Origin of the sequence: Micromonospora sp. NPDC048871, assembly GCF_043198155.1 — a bacterium.
Lineage (GTDB): Bacteria > Actinomycetota > Actinomycetes > Mycobacteriales > Micromonosporaceae > Micromonospora.
This window is the reverse complement of record NZ_JBICUM010000014.1, coordinates 1-22,375: the sequence shown is the minus strand read 5'-3', so window position 1 is coordinate 22,375 and position 22,375 is coordinate 1. Positions and strand designations below refer to the sequence as shown.

Sequence of the window (22,375 nt, the reverse complement as noted above, 5' to 3'; positions counted from 1 at the left end):
ACTCGCATCGAGTTACCACCGCTTCCGGTCTCCTCCGACGACGGAGTTGCGATGCCAGACGAGCGATGGACGGCTGACGAGCACTTCGATCCCCGCACGATCCGCACCCGCGCCGAGTTCGGACAGGCGCTGACCACACTGCGGATGGGGGCGGGCCTGACCGTTCGACAGGTGGCCTCCAGAGCCGGCGCCAACGGCGCACACAGCACCATCGGCGAATGGTTCGCAGGCCGTGGTCTCCCCTCGACCTCCTCCCGTGGGTTGCTGATCCGGGTGTTGTCCGCCTGCGGGGTGGGCGCGGCTGAGATCGAGGGCTGGCTGTGGGCCTGGCAGCGGCTACGACGCTCACCGGGTCCCCGACCGGTCGGGGAGGCGCCGTACCCGGGTCTGGCTAGCTTCCAGCCGGAGGACGCCGCCTGGTTCCACGGGCGGGGCGCACTGACCGAGCAGCTCATCCACAGGGTCACCGAATTGGCCGACGAAGGCGGCGGCCTCCAGTTCGTCGTCGGCGCGTCCGGCTCCGGCAAGTCGTCGCTGGTCCGAGCCGGTCTGGTCGCGGCGCTCCGGGCCGAGGAACCCGACTCGTCCGCCTGGTCGGTGACGTTGACCGAGCCGGGGTACCAACCCACCGTCACCCTCGCCCAGCAGTTCGCCTCCACCCGGCCCGCCCACCGACCGGTCGGGCGTCGACTCGTCGTGGTCGACCAGTTCGAGGAGGTCTTCGCCGCACGGGTGTCGGAGGACGAGCGCCAGCGCTTCATTCAGATGATCGCCGATCTGGCCGCCCGCCCCGGCGGAGCGGTCGTCGTCGTGACCCTGCGCGCCGACTTCTACGGCCACGCCCTGCGTTATCTGCCGCTGATTCCGGCGCTGCTGAGCGGGCAATTGACCGTCGGGCCGATGACCGAGGACGAGCTTCGCGTCGCGATCGTCGAGCCGGCCAGGAAGGCCCGCGTGGAGGTGGAGGACGGGTTCGTCGAACTGCTGCTCCGGACGGTGCTGCCGCGCGGCGCCACGGCCGCACCGGAGGCCGGGGTGTTGCCGCTGCTGTCGCACGCCCTGTACGCCACCTGGCAGCACGGTCAGGGAGCCCGGCTCACCATCGCCGGCTACCTGGCCGTCGGCGGGATCGCGGGTGCGGTCGCGGCCAGCGCCGAGCAGATCTACCAGGGCCTGAGCACCGAACAGCGCGACCTCACTCGCCGGCTGTTCCTGACCCTGGTGCAGGTCAATCCCGACGCGGCGGACACTCGACGGCGGGTCGGCATGGCGGAACTACGCGAGGGGTTTCCCCGTAGGCACTCCGCCGAACTGGAGTACGTCCTCGGACGGTACGTCGAAAAGCGGCTCCTCACCGCCGACACCGACACCGTCGAGATCAGTCACGAGGCGTTGATCACCGCCTGGCCGAGTCTGCGCGAATGGTTGAAGGCGGACCGCGACGGGCTGGTGATCGGCCAACAGTTGACCGCGGCCGCCGCGGCCTGGCGGCGCGAGAACCGCGACCCGGGGTTGCTGTATCGCGGTAACCGGCTCGCCGCCGCCCAGGGCTGGGTCGCGGGCCGACACCACGACCTGTCGCCGGCAGCCGTCGAGTTCCTCCGTGCCAGCGCCCGCCACACCCGTCGGCGTACCCGTCGACTCCACCAGCTCGTCGGGGTGCTGACCGCCCTGTCCCTGCTGACCTTCGGCCTGGCCGGGTACGCCTTCCAACAACGCACCGCCGCCAACGCCCAGCGTCAGGAGGCGGTCGAGGAACGCAACCAGGCGCTCTCACGTCTCACCGCCGGACGGGCGGACCGGCTACGGGACTCCGACGTCCCGCTGGCCATGCAACTGAGCCTGGCCGCCTACCGGATGGCACCGACGGTCGAGGCCAGATCCAGCCTGCTGGACGCCTACGTCACGCCCGCCGCGACCCGGCTGCCCGGCTTCCGGACCGGGGCGCAGGCGGTGGCGCACAGCAGCAACGGTCGGCTGCTCGCCGCCGGTGGCCTGGACCAGTCGCTGCGACTGTGGCGCACCGACGACCCGGACTCTCCGGCGGTGGCGGTCGGAGAACCACTGCGAGGGCCCGCCGGTCCGGTCTACTCGGTCGCCTTCAGTCCGGACAGCTCCTATCTCGCCGCAGGCAGCGCGGACGGTGCGGTGTGGATCTGGGACATCCGGGATCCCGCCAAACCCGTCCGCCTCGATCCGCTGCGGGGCGCCACCTCGACCGTCTACTCCGTGGCCTTCTCCCCGGACGGGCGACTGATCGCCGCCGGCAGCGCCGACCAGAGCATCCGGGTGTGGGACATCTCCGCGCCGGGCGAGGTCACCCCTCGACCCGCCGGGCACGGACACACCGGGCCGGTGCAGTCGGTGGCGTTCGGCCGGGATGGCACCCTGCTCGCCTCCGGCGGCGCCGACAGCACCGTACGGCTGTGGGACGTGGCCGCGCCGGGGCGACCGAAGCCCCTGGGTCCGGCGCTGACCGGGCACACCGGGGTGGTGACGACGGTCGGCTTCAGCCCCGACGGTACGACGTTGGCCAGCGGTAGCCGGGACCACAGTGTCCGGCTCTGGGAGGTGTCCGACCCCCGGCGGACCCGACCCGTGCGGGAGCCGCTGACCGGTCCGACGAGTTGGGTCAACTCCGTCGCGTTCAGCCCGGACGGGCAGCAGGTGGCCGGCGCCGGTTCGGACAAGGCGATCACGGTGTGGGCCCGCGACGACGGACGGGTGCTTCTGCGCATGCCGCACCCGGACACGGTGACCTCGGTCAGTTTCGGAGTCGACGGACGGACCGTGGCCAGTGCCGCCCTCGACGGGGTCGTCCGGGTCTGGCGGCCACCCGGCCCACTGCTCAGCGGCTCCCCCGCGGCGGTGTTCAACCTGGCCTTCCTCGGCGACGGCGGCGAGTTGCTGGCGACAGCCGGCCGCGACGAGACCGTACGTTTCTGGCAGGTCGCCGACCCACGGCAACCCGGCCAGGTGGGCGTACCCCTGGTCAGTCCGGCCGGGCTGGCGCCCTTCGCCGCCACCGCCGCCCTCGGCCCGGACGGCACGACCCTGGCCGTGGGCACCCGGGCCGGGACGGTGCTTCTCTGGTCGGTGGCCGACCCGGCCCGACCGGTCCGGCTCGGTGCCCCGTTGACCGGGCCGACCGACCTGCTCCAGGCGGTGACCTTCAGCCCGGACGGGCGCCTGCTGGCCGCCGCCGGTGACGACGGCCAGGTGTACCTGTGGGACGTGCGCGACCCGCAGCGGCCCACCGCCCTGGCCACCGTCGCCGGCACCGGGGCCATCATCTTCGCCCTGAGCTTCAGCGTCGACAGCAGCACCCTGGCGGTCGGCAGCACGGACACCTTCGTCCGACTGATCGACCTCACCGAGCCGACCAGGCCGGTTTCGCTGGACACCGCCCTGGGCGGGTTCAGCAGCTACACCTACGGTGTCGCGTTCAGCCCGGACGGGCGAACCCTGGCTGTCGGCAGCGCGGACAAGACCATCCGGCTGTGGGACGTCACCGACCTGACCCGACCCCAGCCCCTGGGACCCGCGCTGACCGGCCCGATCGGCGGCATCTACTGGGTCACCTTCGACGCGGACAGTTCCCGGTTGGCCGCCGCGGCGACCGACGGGTCCGTCTGGCTCTGGGACGTCCGGGACACCCGGCGACCGGCCGTGGAGGTGACCTTGACCCGGTCGGTAGGCGCCGCCTACACGGTGGCCTTCGCCCCGAACGGGAACACCCTCGCTGCCGCTGACTCCCACGGCGGTATCCGACTGTGGGAACTGGACCCCGAACGGGTGGCCGGGTGGATCTGCGCCACGGCCGGGGCCGGAATCACCCCGGACGAGTGGCACCAGTACGTCCCCGGAGCGCCGTTCACCCCACCCTGTCAGTGACCGATGCACCCAGCCAACGCTACGGTGCGTTGATCTCGCGGCAACCCTCCGATATCGTGCCATCGATGGCCGACCATGGGGGCGATCCGCTGCGAGCGGACCGGGTTTCGTCGGCACGCACCGCTGTGGCGGAGGCCGTGCGGCGTGGTGGCTCCGCCCTGCGCCGGGCTTCGGCACCCGCGCTGGTCGGGCTGTTGGTCGCCGGGGCGGCGGTGCCGGTGGCGGCGGCCGGGACGGTGACCGGCCCGATGCTGCTGGCCGGGGCCGGGGTGCTGGGCTCGGTCGGGGCCAACGTCCTGACCGAGGTGCTGACCCGGCTGACCGATCGACTGCGCCCCGATGGCGGGCCACCCGATCCTGTGCGCCTCCAGCAGGCGCTGGCGGAACGGATCGAGGCCGCCTTCGCCAGCCAGGACGAGGAGTCCCGGCAACTGCGTACCGAGGCCGCCGAGCTGCTGGGCCGGGTGGGCGCGATCGAGGTGGCGCTACGTACCGCAATCGAGCTGGGCGACCGCGAACTCCAGCACACCCTCGCGGTGTCGTTGTCCCGGTTGAGCGGCGAGTTCGGCGAGTTCGGCTTCGTCCTGGCCGCCGTACGCGACTCGATGTGGCAGATCGAGCAGGAGTTGCGGGGCATCCGGGAACACGGGCGGGCCGAGCAGGAACGCTCCCGTGAGCTGGCCCTGTCGGTGCGGCGGATCCTGGACACCGTTGAGCGGGTGGAGGCACGTACCCGGGACGCGGGTGCCTCCGACACCGGCCCGGCCGCCCGGTGGAGCGGCAATCCGTACCTCGGGTTGTCCCCGTTCGATGAACGGCACGCCGAGGTCTTCTACGGCCGCCGCGAGCTGGTGGCCCGGCTGCTGCAACGGCTGGGTGAGCAGTTGGAGGTGGGCGGCCCGCTGCTGGTCATCGGCGCCTCCGGGGCGGGCAAGTCGTCGCTGCTGCGGGCCGGGCTGCTCCCCCAGCTCGCCGCCGGACGGCTGGTGGCCGGCTCGGCGGCCTGGCCCCGGCGGGTGTTCACCCCGACGGCGTCCCCGCTGCGTGAACTCGCCCTGCACCTGGCCGACCTCGCCGGCCTCGACGCGGGGTCGGTGCTTGTCTCCCTGCGCGACGACCCCGATCGGGCCGCGCTGATCGCCACCCAGGCCCTGCGCGCCGTCGGGGTGGACCAGGGCCGCCTGGTGCTGGTGGTGGACCAGTTCGAGGAGTTGTTCACGCTGGCCGCAGCAGGCCCGGAACCCGATCGGCGGGCCTTCGTGCAGGCCCTGGAGGCGATGGCCCGGCCCGCGCCCGACTCGACGCAGGCGTCGGCGCTGGTGGTGCTGGCCGTCCGGGCCGACTTCCTCGACCCGCTGATGACTCTCGCCGGGTTACGCGAGGCGGTGCAGCAGGGCCCCTTCACGGTCGGCCCGATGAGCGAGTCCGAGCTGACCGCGGCGATCGCCGGCCCGGCCGCCGAGGCCGGGGTCCTGGTGGCCCCGGAACTGCTGGAGGCGGTCCTGCACGACCTGCGCGGGGCCGGCGGCTTCGACGTCGGGGTCCTGCCGCTGCTGTCCGAGGCGATGCGGGTCACCTGGGAGCATCGCGAGGGTGACCGGCTGACCGTGCTCGGCTACCGCCGCGCCGGTGGTGTCTCCGGGGCGGTGCAGACCAGCGCGGAGGCGGTGTACGGACGCCTCGACGAGGACCTGCGCGCCACCGCCCGGTCGGTGTTCACCTGCCTGACCGTGCCCACCCGGGACGGCCGCCTGGTCCGCCGCAGGATGGACCGGGCGGATCTGCACCGACTCTGCGGCGAGACCGATCGGGTCGACCGGGTCGTCGACGCGTTCACCGGGCAACGGTTGCTGATAGCGGCCGACCAGGGCATCGAGATCAGCCATGACGCCCTGCTGGCCACCTGGTCGAGACTGCGCACCTGGCTCGAATCCGACCGCGCCGACCGTACCCGGCAGCATGAACTCCTCGCCGCGGCCGACGCCTGGGAGCAGCACGACCGCAACGCCTCCTACCTGTATGTCGGGGACCAGCTCATCACCGTCGTACGCGCGGTGGCCCGGTGGCAGGCCGACCCGGAGCGGCATCCGGCGCTGACGGCCACCGCGACGGAATTCCTCGACCGCAGCCTCCGCGCCCAGCAACGAAGCCGACGGGCCCGCCAGGTCACCGTCGGCGCGTTGGTGCTCCTCCTGCTCGCCTCGCTGACCGCGGCGGGCCTGGCGGTACGCGGTCAACGCGAGGCCCGACAGCAGCAGCGGGCCGCCACCGCCGGGGCCCTGCTCGACCAGGCGGAGAAACTGCGGGACAACGCGCCGCAGCTAGCCCTCATGCTCGCGCTGGCCGCCGACCGGCTGCACCATGACCGCTCCAGCACCGCCAGCCTGGTCGCCTCCCTGCTGGCGCCGTACGCCGGCACCCTGACCGGACACCGGGGCGCGGTCACCGCCCTGAGCTTCCGTCCCGACGGCCGACTGCTGGCGACCAGCGGCGCGGACGGCCGGGTGCTGCTCTGGGACCCCGAGTCGATGCGCAAGATCGGCGAGTTCGACGGGACCCCCCGGGTGGACGCGGTGACCTTCAGCCCGGACGGGCGCACCCTGGCCGCCGGCAACGGCAACGGCACGATCGCCCTCTGGGATGTCGCGGACCCCGCTGAGCCCCGCCGGATCGCCACGGCCACCGGCCAACCGGCCGTGGTGTCCAGCGTCGCGTACAGCCCCGACGGGGGCCGGTTGGCCGTCGGCGACAGCGGCGGCGGATTGACCCTCTGGGAGGTGACCGATCCGACCCGACCACGACGGGCCGCCGATCTGAGCGGCCACTCCGGCTGGTGGGTTAGCGCGGTCGCCTTCAGTCCGGACGGGCGGACCCTGGTCAGCGGCGACCTCGGCGGCCAGGCGTTCGTCTGGGACGCCGTACGGGCCCGCCGGGTAGGACAACTGACCGGTCACCGTGACGGCGTCGGCGCCTTCGGTTTCGGTCCGGACGGCCGTCGGCTGGCCAGCGGCGGCGGGGACGGCATCCTGCTGTGGGACCTGACCGACCCGGCCCGGCCGAAGCGGATCGGTGAGCTCACCGGACCCACCGGCAGCGTACGCGCCCTGCGGGTGTCCGGCCCCGACGGGCAGTACGTGATCGGCGTCGGGGCGGACCGCTCCGTACGGCGCTGGGACGTCACCGATCCGGCCCGTCAGATCCGCACTACCCTGGTGTCGGCCACCCGGACGACCTGGGTCAACGCGGTAGCGGTGAGTCCCGACGGGCAGACCGTGGCCACCGCGAGCGCGGACAGCACGGTGGTCCTCTGGCGCGGGGGCGCCGGTGCCGGGCTCAGCGTCCAGTACCGACTGGGCGGTCACGACGGGGAGGTCCATGCGGTCCGGTTCCGCAGCGACGGGCGGTTGCTGGCCACGGGCGGCGCGGACGGTCGGACGAACCTGTGGGACCTGGCCGAAGGGGTGCAGCCACGCCGACGCGGCCCGTTGGCCGCACACCCCGGGGGCGTGCACGCGGTGGACTTCAGCCCGGACGGGCGGATCCTCGCCACCGGCGGCCAGGACGGCGCCGCCCTCTGGGACCTCGTCACCGACGCCGCCCGGGAGGTGGCCCGGCTGCCCGGCCATCCCGGACCGGTGACCTCGGTGGCGTTCCGCCCGGATCGGGACACCGGGCGGTTGCTCGCCGTCGGCGGCGGGGACGGCATGACCGCCCTCTGGGATGTCACCGACCCGGCGGCGGCCCGCCGGCTCGGCGCGTTCGGCGGCCACCTGGCCGGGGTGTCCACGGTGGCGTTCAGCCCGGACGGCGAGACCCTGGCGGTGGGCAGCTTCGACGGCACGGCGACCCTCTGGGCGGTGGGCGACCCCAGCCAGCCCCGCCAGTTGAGCCGACTCACCTCGCACACCAATCAGGTCACCACGCTGGCCTTCGCCCCGACCGGGGACACCCTGGCCACCGGCAGCCTGGACACCAGCGTGATGCTCTGGGACGTACGCGACCCGACCCGGCCCACCGTGATCGGCGCGCCGCTGCCCAACCACACCAGTTGGGTACGCGCCCTCGCGTTCAGCCCCGACGGACGCCATCTGGCCACCGGCAGCAACGACCAGTCGACCGCCCTGGTGGAGGTCAGCGACCCGGCCCGGCCGCAGGGGCTGATCGGCGCCCGCAGCCAACGCGCCGTCATCCTCGGTGTCGCCTTCAGCCCGGACAGCCGCACCCTGGCCACCGGCGGGGCGGACAACCTCGTCTACCTGTGGTCCCTCGCCGAGGTCGCCGAGGCCCAGGCCGACCCGGTGACGCAGGCCTGCACCCGGGCCGGGCGGGGACTCGACCACCGGGAGTGGGCACGCCATGTGCCCAACCTGCCGTACGAGCAGACCTGCCCGTGACGTAGCAGCAGGCGGGAGTGCGCCACGGGCGGCCCCATGGATCTGTTCGGCGGCGCCGCTGGAACCGATGCGCCGCTACGCCCACCTGTGGGAGCGGCACATCTGGCCCGCCATCATCACCGACCTGGACACCATGGTCCAGCAGCACGGCGGCACCGTCGCCGCCCGCGCACTCGAAGGACAGCCCGCATGACCGCCCCCACGACCGTACGGACCTGCCCGGCCCCGCCGCCACGGCCCTCACCCCGCCCGGGTGGGGGCCGTACTGCGTGGTGGGTGACTGGGCCGGCACCTTGGGGGTATCCTGCCCGTATGGCCCAGCAGAGCCCCGACACCGGCACCGACACCACGGCGGTCCTCGCTGCGGTGGGCATCACGGTGACCGACGAAGGTCGGAAACGGGCCCGCCGCCGGCTGCAAGCGGCCCGGGAGCGGTGGACGCCGGAGCTGGACGCCGCCGCGCGTGAGCAGCTGGGCCTGACCGACCGCACCGCCGCCTGACCGCCGCCGCGTGGAACACGTCACCGTCAGGGTCATCCTCGACACCTCCGCCATCGTGGCGTTCGCCCGCGAGTCCATCGACGTGGGCGAGGTCATCGCCGAAGTCGCGGACGAACCCGACGCCGTGTTCGGGCTGCCGGTGCTGTGCCTGGCCGAAGCCGCCCGGATCGTGGCCGACTCCACCCGCCTGGATCTCCTGACCGGTTTGCCGGCCGCCCTGATCCTCACCCCGGACCCGGAATCGTGGCGGGCACTGGCCATCACCCACGACACCGTGGGACGGCTCGACGCCGCGAGCGCCGTCCTGGCCGCGATCGACCTCGGCTGCGACGTGCTGACCGGGCAGCCCGGCCTGTACGGCGGGCTCGCCGGTGGGGGACCAGTAATCCCGATCTGACATGTGGCGTTGCTGCCCCATACTGTCTGACGACAGCTCGAAAGGGTGGTGGCATGTCCAGGCGCAAACTGATAGGTCAGGACCAGCCACGCCATCGTGCGGAGGTGCGGAGTGCCGACATTGGCTTTCGCATTCGCACCCAACTTGCATTCTTTCTGGCAACCGGGGCGATGCTCGTGCTCGCGCTGACCGCAGTCTTCGCGAGTGGCCGTTCCACCCCCGATCCCAACCCCGGACCCGGTCCCACTGGTCCTGGCGCTCCTGCTGACGACCAGTTCGCTTACCAAGCGGAAGTGTTGGACGCCCGGCGCAGCCTGTTCGAGGGTGACCTCTTCGTCCAGACGGACCGCCAGGAGATGGTTGCTACCTGGTTTCCGGTTACCCTGATCATTTGCGGGCAGGCGAACACCGACGATCCTTGTGTATATCCGCAGGAGGAGCCTGGCCCGGTGACTCCCACGGGGTCGCGTATTCCTTCGACGCCCGCGAAGACCGTGAAAATCGGAGGTCTCGTAGGTGTCAGCCTGTCGAGCACTGAGCTGGATATAAGGAGCGGAAGCACAGATTCGGCTGCCTATATGCCTTTGGTCAGCCCAACGGACCGGGCGACGTGGCTATGGGATGTCCGCGCTGATGAGCCGGGGATCTATCTCCTCCGGTTCGTGATATCGCTGGTGGCCGTCGACAAGGAGACCCACTTAGTCCCAACGGAGACCGTCACCGTGCGCGTGACGGTGAAGCAGTCCTCGTCCGACGCTGCCCGTGTGTTCGGCGCGACCGCCGCCAAGGCGGTTAACTGGTCACTGGAAATGGTGATAGCCCTCGGGGGTGCGGGGCTGATCACCGCAGCAGGGCTTGCTGGTGGATACCGGTGGCTGCGTCGGCGTCGGCCTGACGGTGCAGATGAAGGGTCATCGCCTGCCAAGGCCCGCAGGCGACCACCGCATCGAGGCCGTAGGCGCGACCGGTAGCCCTCAGCAGAGCCGCCCAGTTCTGGTTGACCGACCCATCCGGGGTGGCCACCAGCGGCAGCGCTCCGCTCGCCCCGGCCGGGATCGTCGCCAAGCCGGTCGTTCCCGGCACGCCGTCGGTCACCAGCCGCCCGATCGCCGACCAGATCTCCGTCGGCTGGACCGAGCTGGACGGGGCGAACTGGTACGAGGTCGAGCGCGACGGCAAGCTCATCGCCTCGCCCTGGACCCTGACCGCGTACGCCCCTGCCGGTGGAGGCCGACACCTGCGGCTACCTGATCCCGGCCGAGCAGTACGACACGCAGCTGGCGGAACTGCTGCGCCTGCACCAGATCGACGCCCGGGTCCGCCCGGACGGGGTCGGGGTGTCCATGGCGCAGGCACACCGCCGGATGATCCCGCTGCTGCTCGACGCCCGAGCGGAGACCGCGGTCGCCGATGCGCAGCGGCGCTCGTACTGTGCGGCCGGTGACCCCCGGCTGGCTCCGGCCCGCGAACTCCTCGCCGAGCTGATCGACGCCGAACGTCTGTCGCAGCAGACGGCTTCGCAGGTGAGGTCCCGACTCGAGGTGATCGAGAACCTGCTCGGCAAGGACGGTGCGGCGCACGCCGCCCGGCCGGTGCTCACCGCGTTGATCAGTCAGGTGGAGAACGCCAGGCGCGACGACCGACCCGGCGGCGCGCACGGCACTGGTCGCCGAGCTGCAACGTCTGCTCGACACCCTCCACGGCTGACCAGCCCAGCCACCCCGCGACCCCGCCCGGCACCCTGCGGTGCCCGGGCGGGATCGTGTTGTCGAGGCGGCTACGCGCTGACCAGTGGGTCGTGGACCCGGCCGAGGAAGAACGGTACGCCGGTGTACCAGTCGTGGATGACGTACAGGAAGGGCCGGTTGACGAAGAACTGCGGCCCCTGCGGGATGGACGGCGGCGGGATGATGATGGCCGTCGCGCCTGCCGCCTCGGCGCCCTTCTCGTTCACCGCGATGAACGTCTCGTGCAGCACGTCGTCGATGTACAGGGACGAATCGGTGGTCATGCCGCTCAGGTCGGCCTGCGGGGTGAACGCCGTGGACATGCCGAGGTTGCTCAGCGCGGCAGCCAACTGCACCGGCAGCCGGAAGGTCCACCGGGGCATCCGCAGTTGGACGGTGGCACCGCCGAACCCGGTCAGCAGCGCGCTCAGCCAGGCCCCGTCGAGGTTCGCCTCGATCGCGGCGAGATCGTCCCCGGTCGGCATGACGATGGCCATGCCCAGCCGGTCCCCCGCGAACGGCACATCGACCGCCCGCCACCCGTCGCCGACCTGGTAGCCCATCCCGGCGAACGGCCCCCGCATCATCGGTACGCCGACCACGCTGCCGTCATCCCGGGTGAACGACTCGGTCGCGGTCAACGCCGGAACGAACTGGTACCGCCACGCCGCCTTGAGATAGGTCGTGTTGGTGAGAATCAACTTGGTGCCGGGGCTGACCGCACCGATCGGCAACAGCTCGGGGATCTTCGCGTTGGTCCGGTCCGAGACCCAGGTGTTGATCTCCTGGCGGGCCGCTTCCGGCGCGCCACCAAAGTCGACCGGGTGCGGCGCGGCACCGTAGTAGCCGGCCAGGGTGTCCTGAAACCCGGGCCGCAGGCCCAAACCGAGCCGGGTCCACAGGGCGTTGGCCGTGGTCAGCAGCGGCCGGGCGACTCCGTCGCCGTCCTGGTAGCGGGTGGCCAGGGTCTGTTCGACCGTGTTGAGCCCGCTGTCGAGCGCGCCCGGTCGGGGATGCGGTGCGTGCAGCACGGCGTCCATCTCCGCCGCCGTGGTCGAGCCGGCCCCCGCCCTGGCCATCGCCAGCGCGAGCCCGACCGAGTACGGCGAACAGACCATGTTGCCGCCGGGACGGCTCGACGCCAACTCGCGGTAGAGGTCGGCCGAGAAGCCGCGTACGGCGGTCGCGGCGGCGGCCATCGTGGCAGGATCGGGAGGTACGCGTACCGGATCCGTCGAGGTGGAGGAACGGGCGTGGGCTGGGGTGGCGGTGAGTGCGGCGGCCGCGAGCGGCACGGTCCGCAGTATCGATCGACGCGAGACCATGTCCTGACGGTAGTTCAGCCCTTACGGAACAGACCAGACCAAGACCCAAATTAATCGAAGTTTGACAATGTCGACCGACGCGGCGGCGAGACCTGGGGAACGGCTCACTCCGGCTGAATGCGAGTGCTCGATGTCGCACTCTGGATGCACTCCATCAGCCTCGGTGAACAAGAGCGGTCGTTACCGGACGGTCGAGACAGATGACAGGAACGGGCTGGGTTGTCCGCTCCAGGAGACGTGCAGGGCTTCGCGGGCTCGGGTGCTGGCCACGAAGAGGAGGCAGCGCTCGCGTAGCAGATCGTTGTCGTGCTGCACCGGGTCCACCTCGGGTGGCGTGACCTCCTTGGCGAAGGGGATCGCCTTCGCCGTGACACCGACCATCGCGACGCAGCGGAACTCCAGGCCCTTCATCGCATGCATGGTGGCCAGCCGTACGCCGTCGACTTCCGCGCCGGGCTGGTCGCGGACCCGGACCGACGGAATTCCGGCAGCGTCCAGTTCGCTTTGCACGCTGCTCAGGGTGGTGTTGAACCGGGCGCACACGGCGATCTCGCTCGGCCCGATGCCCTGGTCGAGCCACTCCCCCACCCGCTTGATCAGCGCGGCGATCTCGGCCTGCGACGAGGGGTGACCCTGCGCGGTGGGTCGCTTGCCGTGCAGCAGCGACCGGTAGCCGGTAAGGCTGTCCTCGCCCTCGCCACCGAGGTCCTCGACCCGCGACCCAACGAGCACCGTTGTGGACCAGGAGAGGATCTCCTCGGTGCTGCGGTAGTTGATCCGCAGTCGGCTGCTGCGGCCGGTGACCGAGATGCCGAGGGCGGCGAGTGAGACCCGGGAGTCGTAGATCCGCTGATGCGGATCGCCGGTGATGAACAGGTCGTCCGGGCCGGGTGACACGACGGCACGCAGCACCCGCCACTGCGCCGGGTGCAGGTCCTGCGCCTCGTCGACCACCACATGCCGGTAGCCGTACTCGGTCAGGTCGGTCTCGCCGAGCAGATCCGCCGCCCGCGCGCAGACCTGCAGGTGGGTGGCGCTGCCGGCGGCCGACAGTTCCTTCTGGAACAGCTCCACCGCGTCCCACACCCGGTCGCGCTGCCGGGTGCCCAGCGCGGTCCCCCGGCCGCGCCGGCTGGCCGCCCGGTACGCCTCCCGGTCACGCACGTCCTGGGCGAGGATGACGTGCCGGAACTCCTGGGCCAGGAACTGCTCGGTGAAGGGCAGCGTCAGCTTGCGGCACACCCGCCGCCAGACCTGCCGCTCGTCGAGATCGCCGATCGGCGTCGGCACCCGGCCGGCGAGGGCGCGTACGGTCCGGTTGGCGACGGCGTTGACCGTGGTCACCTCCACCCGCGACAGCTGCTGCTCGTCGCCGAGCAGCAACGCCAGGTTCTCCCGCAGGTTCGCCGCCAGAGCATTGGTGTAGGTGGTGAGCAGCACCCGCCCCTCGGGCGTACGGGAAAGCAGATGCTTGACTCGGTGCAGCGCCGCCACCGTCTTTCCGGTGCCCGGCCCCCCGGTCACCTGCGCCGGCCCGGTGTACGAAACCCGGTAGGCGACCCGCCGCTGCGAGGGGTGCAGGAACACCCGCCAGGCGGCGAACGGCTTGTCGAGGATCTCGGCGAGCTCGTCCGGGCTGGTGACCAGGGTGATCCGGCTGGCGGTGTTCGCGATGGCGAGTTCCAGGCTCTCGCTCGGCTCCGGCGTTGCGTCGGCCGGCCGGCGCGCGGTCACCAGGTCGCGGTAGACCTCGTCCGGGCTGAACCCCTCGGCGAGGTACTGCAACACCTCGAACTGGTCCTCCGGCAGCAGCGTGCCGAACGCCTCCAGTTGCGACTTGTCGACGATCGTGCGTACCGCCCGCAGCACCTGATCGTCGATGCCGAGATCGCGCAACACCGTGTCGGAATGCTTGGCGAACAGCAGGCGCGGTGCCTGCGCGGCGGCCTGCTCCAACGCCGGGGTGAGCTGCTCGATGGCCACGACGTTGCGGACCTCCAACGCCCGCGTCGCGCTGTTGACCGTGTAGAGCCGCTTCGCGGCCCAGGTGTACGCGTCGTCGTGCGGCACCACCTTGATCAGCAGGAAGGTGTCGCTACCGTCGTCGGGCGCGAGCACCACCCCGCGCCAGAAGTCGGTGATCCGGATGGTCCGCATCCGTGGGTCGCGGGCATTGTTCACCGACTCCAGGTGCAGCCCCTTGTCGGCGTGCAACCCGGCGACGGTGAGCTGCTGAAACTTCTCCATCGCCTTGCGTACGCCGGCCTTTACCGGCTTTTCCAGCACGTCGTAGCTCTGCCAGAAACTGCTGGCGAAGGCGAGCTGCGGCACGAACGAGACCTCCGGGGCAGTTGATCGAGAAAGGCGGATCGGCTAAACCAGGGCTGCATCGTCGGAGGTGCTGATCTGCGCCTGGTCGTAGAACCAGCGCAGGTGGTCGAGCAGTGCGTACCGGGCCTCGGCGTCGGCGAGGACCGTCATCGGGAAGCCCGGCCGCAGGGCAAGCCTGGCAGCGGCGATCTGGACATCCGGCAACTGGTTCAACCGCTGCCGCAGTTCCTCCCGCAGGGCCAGGTCGTCGAACGGCGTACGGATACTGAGGTGCTGAAAAACGACCTCGCACTTCCCATTGGGGTAGAACGTCACCGGCCAGATGTTGCCGTACTCGTGATCCTTGCTTCGGGCCATGAGGAAGCAGGAGGTCTCGTTGCCGATCCCGTAGGAAAGGGTGCCGCCCATCGTGGTCCACGCGTCGAGCACGACGGCGGTGGCCGTGGCGACCGCCGCCCCCTGGGACGCGGTGAGCTGCTCGATGAACCGCGAGGCGTAGTCGACGTCGCCGTGAGAGCGGGCTCGCGGCTCGGGCAGATCGGGTGGCGTCACCCCGGCGAGCTGCGCCAACTCCTCGACTGTGATGCGCTGGGCCGGGTCGGCGCGGCCGTGCTGGTCGAACGTCACGCCCTCGAGGCGCAACACGTCACGAGGGTCGTCGTTACGGCCGGGTTCGAGCCACCGGAAGTTACCCGCGACGATCCCGCCGGCCTGGAGCACCCGATGGGCGTTGAGGGTCGGATGGTTTGCCAGCCGGTTCCCCACCGGTTGCGGCGCCGTACCAATCAGGGCCGCCAGATCGCCGTAGGTGGTCCACGAGCCGGCCGGTAGCTCGGCGAGTGCCTTCGCCAGCACATCCCAGGGCACGTCGGACTGGTTGCCAGTCTCGCCGAAGGGACCCGGCCAGATGGCAATGATCCGTTCGGCGAGGGCGTCGGCCCGTGTCAGGATTTCCGAGCGGCCCCACCGCTGCCGATCGGCGACGTCCCGGCTCAGCTGAACACCGCTCTTGGCCAGAGCGATCCGCTTGGCGGCGAACGGCTTGTTACTCAGCTCCGTGTTGTAGCCGGTGAGGGTCAGGTTCCCCAGGGTGTGCACGAGCGCCTCGTGCGCCTCGTCGGTGGTCTCGTCGGTGTCGAGGTCAGCGGCGAGCATCTGCGCCCACTCGTCGCTGAGGGTCTGCGGCAGCACGTGTTCGATGGTCAGCTTCTCCAGCGCCACCGGTTCCTTGCTGCCGTAGGACTCCTCCAGCCAGCGCAGCACCAGGCTGCGCTGGCTGGCCCGACCGTTGAGGTAGAACGGCATGGTCCGCACCATGGCTCGCAGGCTCGCGTCGGTAGCCCAGTGTTTGCGGCCCGTCGAAAGGTACCTGCGCACTGCCTCGTCGACCGGCAGTTCCCGGTCCATCTCGGTGACCACGGCGAGCAGAATGCGATTGATGTTCATAGTGCTGCGGCCGATCAGCAGCCGCCGGACAAAGAAGCTCTCCAGGTACAACATCGCGGAGGCGATCTGCTCGGAGGTCGCCGTGCCCCGGTCCCGACGGTCGAGCAGGTGCAGCAGCACCGGGTAGACGGTGGTGGTGCCCCACGCGCTGAGACGCCCCAGCCGCTGCCGTACGCCCGAGTCCTGTTCCTCAGCCGGGTGCAGGATCACCCGCAGGAGCGCACCGAGCCGGCTGAACCGCTTCACCTCCGCTTCGACGTCCGCTTCGGTGCGCAGCTTGTCGAGGCGGGCCTGCTGGATCGCGTACGTGTCGGTCTGCTTGGCCTTCGGGTCGCGGTGGACCAGGTCGAGCCAGAAGAGCAGGACCAGCTCGGTCGGGGTGAGCCGCTGCTGCAGTGGCCGCCAGAGTGAGTCGTAGACGGCCTGCCCCCGGTTGGGCAGCCGCATGAAGATGTAGTTGCGCAGCAGGTCGGCCTGGGTGAGCGCCAGCCCGGTGTTGTTCAGCGACTCGAAGATCCGGTAGACGTTGTCACCGGGCTTGGCGGTGATCGCGACCAACGCCAGTCCGGTGATCACCGCACTCTCGACCTGCTCGACGGTGATCGGCTCCTCGCCGTCACCGAGGGTCTTCAAGGCGTTGGCAAAGAACCGGTACGCCCGGCCCACCGCGTTGTCCGGGCCGTTAGACGGCGTCGACCTCACGCAGGCCACGTACGCGTCCCGGTCGGCCTGGGTGGGGACCAGCTTCAACCAGCGCTGCTCCTCGAACGGGTTGGTCAGATACTGCTGGTCGAGCCGGAGCCGGTGTTTCGGGCTCTCGTGCTCGGCCCGGTGGTCACGGATGGCGCAGAGCAGGATGGTCAGCGTGGTGAGCCGCTGCTGACCATCCACGACCAGGTACTCGGCGACGCCGACCGCGCCTGTGGCCGGGCTGGGCGCGAGCACCAGCGAGCCGATGAAGTGGGTGGCGGCCGGGTGGTCGGCCCGGTCCCTGGCGAGTTGGCAGACGTCGTCCCAGATCCGCTTCAGCTGAAGCTCGGTCCACGAATATGTCCGTTGATAGAGCGGCACCAGGTACTGCCTGGTGCCTTCCAGCAGACCCTGCAGCGTGGTCTCCGCAGCCGCGACCATCCCCGCCTCCGTCCTTTATGGTCCTGCCCGTTGAGTCCGACAAGCCAAACAAATCTTGGTACGCCGGGCAACACACGAACAGCGAGCATCAGTCCCCAAACCGGTTGAAAGTGTCGATCCCAGCGGATCGAACTCGCGTCGGCTTCCCGACATCGCTCCTGCGGTTCGGCGCCGACTCTTCGCATCGTCCGGCGTGACTCGTTCGAGGGGACGTCCTACCATCCTGGCCGTCTGGGCCGATCTCGATGCCTTCGAGCCACACCCACTGCCTGTCGTACCACTGGCTGATGTCCAACCGGACCCGGACCACCGGCAACCGCAACGGACCAACCCCGTAACGATAATCGGATTCGGCGAGCCGGACCACGTCGCCGACGCGGATGGCAGGCTGGCGGCCCGCGCGGCCTGCCGCACCCGCTACGTCAGCCGGTTACGGATCTGCGGGCGACAGGTCAAAGACGTTCCTCGCCGGTACGCCCGCAGACACCGCGCAATGATCGAATCGGCCCAGGTCGCCCGCGGACAGGTGCCGTCACCCCGACAGTCCGGGCACTTCCTGGTACGCGGACCCGCACATCCAGGGAGCAGGTACGAAGATCTCCGCCCCGATCAGCGCACAGCCGAACACGACTGCCACTGCCCAGGTGGAGGCGCTTACGGTTCCGGAAAGCGGCGAGGCAGCGCGCAGACCCGGGCCAGCACCGGCCGCCACGCGCCGTCCTGGCCATCCGGCGTGATCTCGACGCCTTCGAGCCACACCCACTGCCCCTCGTACCACTGGCTGATGTCCAGCCGGACCCGGACGATCCGCAGCCGCATCGGACCCGTGGGGTACCGGTAGTCGGAGCTGTGCAGCCGGACCACGTCGCCGGGCGCGACGCAGACCTGCGGCACCACCGGTACGCGGACCGCCGCCACCCCGACCGGGCATTCCTCGGCGCACGGCGGGCCGGTCCGGTTGGCCAGCGCCGCTTGGCGCGCCCGCAGGATCAGCCGGTTGCGGATCTGCGCGGGCGACAGGTCGAAGGCGTTCACGGCAGGTACGTCTGCAGAATGCGGGTGACGGTAGCCTCGGCCCAGGCCGCCCGGGGACACGTGCCGTCCGCGCGACAGTCCGCGCATTTGCGGGTACGCGGATCCTCGCCGGGTCGCCGCCAGTGCTGATTCACCACCCGGTTCGCCCGCGCAAGCTGACCCGAAGTGATCTCGTCGCCCGACTCCACCCGATCGGGTTCGGTCGACGCAGGCCCCGCGCACTTCGGCGTCGGGAAACTCCCCCGGTTCCGCCGCCCGGCCTCGGGGTGGCCTACCCGCTGGTTCCGCGCCACCGCCGGACGCTCCTCGGGCCGCTCGTAGACCTCCGCGCCGTCGCAGCGCGAGGTCACCCGCAGCTCTGGTACGACATGCTCCACCGGTATTCGCCGGAACCGCCCCGGCACATCCCCGTCCGGCACAGCCTGCCCGGTCAGGTCCAACGCCACCGGCCCCGCCCGCAAGAACCACTTCCACCGCCTACCCATGTTCCACCACGCCTCCCCTGTTGATCGCTTCAGCCATCCCCACGAAGTGAACAGATGCACAGCCTACACGCTTCCTAAGCGCATGAAGAGAGCATCTGCTCAGGGAACATGTGTTCAGTTCGCCTGCTCTTACCGTGGCGGGGTGGGAGAGCTGCGACTGGTGGCGAGCCAGGAAATTCAGGACATGCTCGGTGTGTCCCGCACGCGCGCATACCAGATCACGAACTCGAAGACTTTCCCTGATCCCGTGGCGGTCCTCTCCGTCGGCCGTATCTGGCGGGCCGAGGACGTGGAACGGTGGATCAGAACCCACCGGCGGGACCTGCAAGACACCGAGGCGTAGCCGACAGGGCAGTTCATCGGGTCGCCTAGATCGACGTAAGCTGTCGCGGTGTCCCGTGCATATCTGGTGATCCTGGGCGATCGTGACGCCATCTCGTGGGTACTGCACGAAGAGCGCATGGCGTTTCCGGCGACACCGCGTGCGGAGGTGGCGGCGCTCGCCGCCGACGACCGCCTGTTCCTCTATGCCACCCGAGGTGCGTGGCGAAACCCCACCCGCGACCGTGGCCGGATCATCGGTACGGCAGTGGCCCGCTCCTCCGTCCGGAAGCTGGACGAGCCGGTCGAGATCGCGAGCCGCACCTTCGTCTCCGGCTGCGACCTGCGGATCGACGGCCTGGTGCCGTACCCGGGCGGGTTGGAGTTGCAGCCGCTCGTAGAGCAGTTGGCCGCCTTTCCCAAGCCGCAGACGTGGAGCATCTACCTGCGCCGGGCGTTGCTGACCCTGCCAGCCCAGGACGCACAGCTCCTCGACTCGCTCCTCACGCCCATGACCATGGCCAGGACCCAGGCGCTGGGAACCTACAAGCCACCGGCGACGGCGAGTAAGTAGCAACAAGCACGCGGAGCGGCAGATCGTCATGTCGCTGCCCTTCCATGCTGGACGCAGAGATTCGATCGGAACGCGGCGGCCGTCCGGGGGGAATCGGCCAGCCGCCGCGCTGTGAGCATCCTGGAACACTCCGCAGTGGAGTTGCAACGTTCCAGCGCCAAATTTCGCGGATATGCATTGACTTTCTTTCCTGTAACGGCTAGGTGTAACAACGACAGGTCACACAGCGTTGCGTGTTGGAACCAGGGAGTGTGCCAATGGCCGAGGACATCGGATCGACAGTGCCCCGCCGACAGCTCGGTCGGCTGCTACGCCAGTTCCGCAACGAGGCCGGGGTGACGCTCGACGCCGCCGCCGAGGCCCTGGAATACAGCCGCCAGAAGATCTGGCGCCTCGAATGCGGCATGGGCTCCGTCCGGGTGCTCGACGTCAAGGCGATGTGCGAGCTGTACGGCGTGTCGCCCGAGATGACCGAGGCGATGCGCGGCCTGGCCGCCGAGACCAAGTCCAAAGGCTGGTGGCACGCCTACGGCGACGCCGTACCAAGCTGGTTCGAGCTGTACGTCGGCCTGGAATCCGCCGCTTCGCGGCTGCGGGGATACGACGAGTCACTGATCCCCGGCATCCTCCAGACAAAGGACTACGCAGACACGCTGATCCGCCTCGGGCGGATGATGAATGATGAGGAGCGAGAGCGAACCGTTGAGGTGCGGTTGCAACGCCAAGCGCTGCTCACTCGTCGACTCCCCGCCGCGCCTCGATTGGATTCAGTGCTTTCGGAGGCGGTACTCCGGCGCAGGGTCGGCGGTCCGACGGTCATGAGCCGTCAACTCGACCACATCATCCGGCTGTCCGATCTGCCGAACGTGTCGGTCAGAGTGTTGCCGCTGGCAGCAGGACCGCAACCCGGCGCGGTGGCGGGCACGTTCATGATTCTCGACTTCCCCGCCACCAAAGGTGGTCGGGCTGCACCAGAGCCGTCGATCGTCTACAGCGAGTCGTTGACCGGAGCGCTCTACCTCGACAAACCCGATGAACTGGCGGCCTACGAAAGGGTCTGGCGAGGACTGGATGCGCTCGCCCTCTGCGAGGCAGAATCAAAGGACATGATCAAAAGGCTCATCGGGGAGATCCGGCATGACTGACCTGACCGGCGCCATCTGGCGCAAGAGCACCCGAAGCGGCGACAACGGCGGCGCGTGCATCGAGGTAGCCGCCAACCTCCCCGGCCTCGTCGCCGTACGCGACTCCAAAGATCCGGCCGGACCAGCTCTGACCTTCTCCCCCACCGCCTGGGTCGCCTTCGTCACTGTGACCCGATCGGCCGACTGAACACGGCGAGCGCCCAACGACCCCGCTGCAAACGCTCGGCCGATCCGGCCGGGTCAGCCCTAAGATCCGTCGATCGACAGCCCTGGGCAGTTTCGACGACGATGCTTGCCCTGGTGACGCATCCAGAAGACGACATCGAAGATTCGGATGTCTGATACGTGGGCTGGCACATTGGCCCTGGCCCGCAGGTTGTGCAACCTGCGGGCCAGGCGGCAATTGTCGGCTCGGAGCTGTTCGGAACCTGTCAAGTCAAGTGAGACGTTTTCGTGGTCAGGTGTTCTGTAGTTCGGTGGGTTGAGCTGCTGGTTTGTTGATCCACACCGTGGTCGGTAGGGCGGGTGGTCGGGGTCGGCGGGTGAACCGGTCGGGGTGGGCCTGCCAGGCGGCGTCGAGGGTGGCCTGCCGTTGGGTGTGGACGTCTCCGGCGGTGTCGTAGTGCACTGAGGCGGGGGTGTGCAGGCCGATGCCGGAGTGGCGGTGTTCGTGGTTGTAGTAGGTGAAGAACTCGGCGGCGAACTCGCGGGCGTGGTGCAGGGAGTCGAAGCGGTCGGGGAACGCGGGGCAGTACTTCAGGGTCTTGAACTGCGCTTCGGAGTACGGGTTGTCGTTGGATACGCGGGGTCGGGAGTAGGAGCGGGTGACGTCGAGGTCGGCGAGGAGTTCGGCGACGGGTTTCGAGGTCATCGACGAGCCGCGGTCGGCGTGCAGGATCTCGGGGCGCACGCCGTTGCGGGCGATGGCGTCGTCGATCAGCTCCCGGGCCAGCAGCGAGTCCTCGCCGCCTGCGACGTGCCAGCCGACGATGTACCGGGAGTACACGTCGATGATCACGTAGAGGTGGTAGAACACGCCCCGCTGCCCGGTCTTGAGGCGGGTGATGTCCCACGACCACACCTGCGACGGGCCCCTCGCCACCAGCTGCGGGATGGCGCGGGCCGGGTGGGTGGCCTGCCGGCGGCGTTCCCGACTCTCACCTGCCTCACGCAGGATCCGGTACATCGTGGACTGCGAGCACCAGTAGCGGCCCTGGTCGAGTTCACGGGCCCACACCTGCGCCACGGACATCTCCGCGTACTCGTCCCGGTGCAACAGGTCCAGCACCGCGCGGCGCTCACCGGTGGACAGGGTCGACGGTGGGGGTGTCTTCGGCCGCAGCGGATGTGACACCACGGGCGGCTGCTGGAGCCGGTAGTGCGTGGCGCGGGACCGGCCCGTCAGCCGGCACGCCCCGGCCACCCCGACCAGCGGCATCAGCTTGTCGAAGGCCGTGGTCAGCGCCTCCTGACCGGCCGTGGCGTGTCGTCCGCGCTCTCGGACAGCGTCTCCAAGAGCGCGTGCGCTTTTCCCATGATCTCCAGGGCGGTCTTCGTCCGCGCCAGATCCGCTTCTAGTACGGCAGCCGCCGTTCGGGATCATGGCTGAAGTTCGAGGTTGAGGCGGCGTGTGTAGTGGGATCGTCGGGCTCGGGCTTGGTGCTGCCGC

18 protein-coding genes are annotated in these 22,375 nt (G+C 70.1%); 9 read left to right on the top strand and 9 right to left on the bottom strand.

Annotation, left to right across the window (positions count from 1 at the left end):
• Nucleotides 1–51 precede the first annotated feature (51 nt).
• The 5 genes from ACGFIK_RS24080 (at nt 52) to ACGFIK_RS24060 (ending at nt 9,186) form a co-directional block, all read left to right on the top strand.
• Nucleotides 52–3,894, top strand: a complete 3,843-nt coding sequence (locus ACGFIK_RS24080; RefSeq protein WP_393341444.1) for a helix-turn-helix domain-containing protein — start codon at nt 52–54, stop codon at nt 3,892–3,894.
• Between the two features lie 65 nt (nt 3,895–3,959).
• Complete coding sequence (locus tag ACGFIK_RS24075) at nt 3,960–8,288, top strand: hypothetical protein (RefSeq protein WP_393341442.1); 4,329 nt, start codon at nt 3,960–3,962, stop codon at nt 8,286–8,288.
• 67 nt (nt 8,289–8,355) lie between these two features.
• Entirely contained in the window at nt 8,356–8,481 is a 126-nt protein-coding gene (locus ACGFIK_RS24070; protein ID WP_327025770.1) for a hypothetical protein, read from the top strand.
• Nucleotides 8,482–8,600: 119 nt separating this feature from the next.
• Nucleotides 8,601–8,789 (top strand): hypothetical protein, encoded by a 189-nt coding sequence (locus tag ACGFIK_RS24065; protein ID WP_327025769.1) that lies wholly within the window; start codon nt 8,601–8,603, stop codon nt 8,787–8,789.
• Between the two features lie 10 nt (nt 8,790–8,799).
• Nucleotides 8,800–9,186, top strand: a complete 387-nt coding sequence (locus tag ACGFIK_RS24060; RefSeq protein ID WP_327025768.1) for a hypothetical protein — start codon at nt 8,800–8,802, stop codon at nt 9,184–9,186.
• A gap of 840 nt (nt 9,187–10,026) precedes the next feature.
• On the opposite strand, the gene ACGFIK_RS24055 is transcribed toward ACGFIK_RS24060, so the two are convergent.
• The 7 genes from ACGFIK_RS24055 to ACGFIK_RS24025 form a co-directional block, all read right to left on the bottom strand.
• A complete protein-coding gene (locus tag ACGFIK_RS24055) occupies nt 10,027–10,371 on the bottom strand; it encodes a hypothetical protein (protein ID WP_327025767.1) in 345 nt (114 codons plus the stop codon).
• Nucleotides 10,368–10,880: a hypothetical protein gene (locus tag ACGFIK_RS24050; protein WP_327025766.1), complete on the bottom strand. Its 513-nt coding sequence runs from the start codon at nt 10,878–10,880 to the stop codon at nt 10,368–10,370. The genes ACGFIK_RS24055 and ACGFIK_RS24050 overlap by 4 nt, the downstream gene beginning before the upstream one ends.
• A gap of 83 nt (nt 10,881–10,963) precedes the next feature.
• Entirely contained in the window at nt 10,964–12,238 is a 1,275-nt protein-coding gene (locus ACGFIK_RS24045; protein WP_327025765.1) for a serpin family protein, read from the bottom strand.
• A 180-nt stretch (nt 12,239–12,418) separates the two neighbouring features.
• A complete protein-coding gene (locus ACGFIK_RS24040; RefSeq protein ID WP_327025764.1) occupies nt 12,419–14,569 on the bottom strand; it encodes a UvrD-helicase domain-containing protein in 2,151 nt (716 codons plus the stop codon).
• Nucleotides 14,570–14,611: 42 nt separating this feature from the next.
• On the bottom strand, nt 14,612–17,146 hold the full coding sequence (locus ACGFIK_RS24035; protein ID WP_327025763.1) for a DUF262 domain-containing protein: 2,535 nt from the start codon (nt 17,144–17,146) through the stop codon (nt 14,612–14,614).
• A gap of 654 nt (nt 17,147–17,800) precedes the next feature.
• Nucleotides 17,801–18,181, bottom strand: a complete 381-nt coding sequence (locus tag ACGFIK_RS24030; protein ID WP_327025762.1) for a hypothetical protein — start codon at nt 18,179–18,181, stop codon at nt 17,801–17,803.
• A complete protein-coding gene (locus ACGFIK_RS24025) occupies nt 18,178–18,666 on the bottom strand; it encodes a hypothetical protein (RefSeq protein ID WP_327025761.1) in 489 nt (162 codons plus the stop codon). The genes ACGFIK_RS24030 and ACGFIK_RS24025 overlap by 4 nt, the downstream gene beginning before the upstream one ends.
• A gap of 142 nt (nt 18,667–18,808) precedes the next feature.
• On the opposite strand from ACGFIK_RS24025, the gene ACGFIK_RS24020 reads away from it, so the two are divergent.
• The 4 genes from ACGFIK_RS24020 (at nt 18,809) to ACGFIK_RS24005 (ending at nt 20,893) form a co-directional block, all read left to right on the top strand.
• On the top strand, nt 18,809–19,009 hold the full coding sequence (locus tag ACGFIK_RS24020) for an AlpA family phage regulatory protein (RefSeq protein ID WP_327025760.1): 201 nt from the start codon (nt 18,809–18,811) through the stop codon (nt 19,007–19,009).
• Nucleotides 19,010–19,057: 48 nt separating this feature from the next.
• Nucleotides 19,058–19,561, top strand: coding sequence for a hypothetical protein (locus tag ACGFIK_RS24015; RefSeq protein ID WP_327025759.1), 504 nt, complete (start codon nt 19,058–19,060; stop codon nt 19,559–19,561).
• 257 nt (nt 19,562–19,818) lie between these two features.
• Nucleotides 19,819–20,706 (top strand): helix-turn-helix domain-containing protein, encoded by an 888-nt coding sequence (locus ACGFIK_RS24010; protein ID WP_393341433.1) that lies wholly within the window; start codon nt 19,819–19,821, stop codon nt 20,704–20,706.
• Nucleotides 20,699–20,893 carry a DUF397 domain-containing protein gene (locus ACGFIK_RS24005; protein ID WP_393341431.1) on the top strand — a complete coding sequence of 65 codons (195 nt, stop codon included), beginning with the start codon at nt 20,699–20,701 and terminating at the stop codon, nt 20,891–20,893. The genes ACGFIK_RS24010 and ACGFIK_RS24005 overlap by 8 nt, the downstream gene beginning before the upstream one ends.
• 59 nt (nt 20,894–20,952) lie before the next feature.
• Here ACGFIK_RS24005 and ACGFIK_RS24000 read toward each other — a convergent pair whose 3' ends face one another.
• Nucleotides 20,953–21,141 carry a DUF6308 family protein gene (locus ACGFIK_RS24000; protein ID WP_393341429.1) on the bottom strand — a complete coding sequence of 63 codons (189 nt, stop codon included), beginning with the start codon at nt 21,139–21,141 and terminating at the stop codon, nt 20,953–20,955.
• Nucleotides 21,142–21,163: 22 nt separating this feature from the next.
• A complete protein-coding gene (locus tag ACGFIK_RS23995) occupies nt 21,164–22,309 on the bottom strand; it encodes an IS3 family transposase (RefSeq protein WP_393341426.1) in 1,146 nt (381 codons plus the stop codon).
• Nucleotides 22,310–22,375 lie beyond the last annotated feature (66 nt).

Excerpts from the sequence above, each read along its gene's own strand:
- ACGFIK_RS24080 (WP_393341444.1), top strand. The coding sequence starts at position 52 with ATGCCAGACGAGCGATGGACGGCTGACGAGCACTTCGATCCCCGCACG.
- ACGFIK_RS24075 (WP_393341442.1), top strand. The coding sequence starts at position 3,960 with ATGGCCGACCATGGGGGCGATCCGCTGCGAGCGGACCGGGTTTCGTCG.
- ACGFIK_RS24070 (WP_327025770.1), top strand. The coding sequence starts at position 8,356 with ATGCGCCGCTACGCCCACCTGTGGGAGCGGCACATCTGGCCCGCCATC.
- ACGFIK_RS24065 (WP_327025769.1), top strand. The coding sequence starts at position 8,601 with ATGGCCCAGCAGAGCCCCGACACCGGCACCGACACCACGGCGGTCCTC.
- ACGFIK_RS24055 (WP_327025767.1), bottom strand. The coding sequence starts at position 10,371 with ATGAGCTTGCCGTCGCGCTCGACCTCGTACCAGTTCGCCCCGTCCAGC.
- ACGFIK_RS24045 (WP_327025765.1), bottom strand. The coding sequence starts at position 12,238 with ATGGTCTCGCGTCGATCGATACTGCGGACCGTGCCGCTCGCGGCCGCC.
- ACGFIK_RS24035 (WP_327025763.1), bottom strand. The coding sequence starts at position 17,146 with ATGGTCGCGGCTGCGGAGACCACGCTGCAGGGTCTGCTGGAAGGCACC.
- ACGFIK_RS24025 (WP_327025761.1), bottom strand. The coding sequence starts at position 18,666 with ATGGGTAGGCGGTGGAAGTGGTTCTTGCGGGCGGGGCCGGTGGCGTTG.
- ACGFIK_RS24010 (WP_393341433.1), top strand. The coding sequence starts at position 19,819 with ATGGCCGAGGACATCGGATCGACAGTGCCCCGCCGACAGCTCGGTCGG.
- ACGFIK_RS24005 (WP_393341431.1), top strand. The coding sequence starts at position 20,699 with ATGACTGACCTGACCGGCGCCATCTGGCGCAAGAGCACCCGAAGCGGC.
- ACGFIK_RS23995 (WP_393341426.1), bottom strand. The coding sequence starts at position 22,309 with ATGATCCCGAACGGCGGCTGCCGTACTAGAAGCGGATCTGGCGCGGAC.